At 69.2% G+C, this 1,101-nt stretch carries 1 protein-coding gene and 1 pseudogene; both read right to left on the reverse strand.

Features of this window, described 5'->3' with window-relative positions:
• Positions 1–826: iron chelate uptake ABC transporter family permease subunit (locus EN984_RS35610; RefSeq protein ID WP_164765968.1), on the reverse strand; the 826-nt coding region annotated here is incomplete at its 3' end.
• Positions 819–1,101 (reverse strand): annotated as a pseudogene (locus EN984_RS35615) (iron-siderophore ABC transporter substrate-binding protein); the annotation flags it as partial. The gene EN984_RS35610 and the pseudogene EN984_RS35615, both read right to left, overlap by 8 nt.

Below are 1,101 nucleotides of genomic sequence, written 5' to 3' on the forward strand. Positions count from 1 at the left end.
GTGTGCGGGCGCCCGAAAGCGTGGCCAGCGCCGGCGCTGCAAGACCAACGAACCCGATGACGCCAACCTCTGCCGCGACTGACGTCGCCATCCACACGGCAAGCGCGATGATGAGAAAGCGGCTTGAGTGACGGGCGACGCCCAGGCTGCGTGCCGAGGCATCGTCGAGACCAAGAATGGTCAGCGGCCGCAGCAGCATCAATGCGGCAACCGCGCCGGCCGCCAGCCTGACCGTCAGCGCGATGGTCGGCTCCCAGTCCTGCTGGACCAGCGATCCGCCGCCCCAGATGAACAGCGAAAACAGGTAATCGCCATTGGCGAGGATCAGTGCTGCGCTGACGGAACTGGCGGTCAGCGCCACCATCATCCCGGCGAGCATGACCGACACCGGCTCCAGCCCGCGCCGCCAGGTCAATGCCAGCACCAGCAGCACCGCGGCGATGCCACCGGCGAAGGCGACCAGGCCCTGCGACCGCTCCATCAGCAGCGGTGCGTAAAGCGAGACGATCGTCATCGCCAGCTGCGCGCCGGCCGAGATGCCAAGCGTCGACGGTTCGGCCAGCGGGTTGCGCAGCACATGCTGCAACAGCAGGCCGGACAGGCCGAGCACGGCGCCCGCCAGCACCGCCACCGCGCCGCGCGGCAGCGTGCTGTAGAGCAGGATGACGCGGTCGAGACCGATGCCGCCCGGCAGTGGAGCCGGCCACTGCATGCCGACCCGCCATGCGAACAGGAGCGCTGCCACAGCCGCGAGGAGGCCCCACAGGGCGATTGGCAACAGCGCGGCACTCGTCGCGGCGTGATCGCTTTTAGTGCGCTCAGCCATGGGCCTGCCCGGCAAGGGCGGCCGTCGCCAGACGCGCGAAGCGGCGTGCCGATGGCAGGCAGCCAAAGTGGTTGACCGGCTCCAGGACGGCAACGCGGTTCTGACGCACCGCCGGCAGAGCGTTCCACAAGGCATTTGTCGGAAGCGAACGCCCGACATCCGCCGGCAGTGGCGAAACGATCAGGATCGACGCCTCGGGCACGCGCGCCAGCGCCTCCAGTCCGACGGGTGCCGCCGCGCTGTAGCTCGTCTCGTCGGTCCATGCATTGACCAGG

Origin of the sequence: Mesorhizobium sp. M7A.F.Ca.CA.004.12.1.1, assembly GCF_003997835.1 — a bacterium.
Taxonomy (GTDB): Bacteria; Pseudomonadota; Alphaproteobacteria; order Rhizobiales; family Rhizobiaceae; genus Mesorhizobium.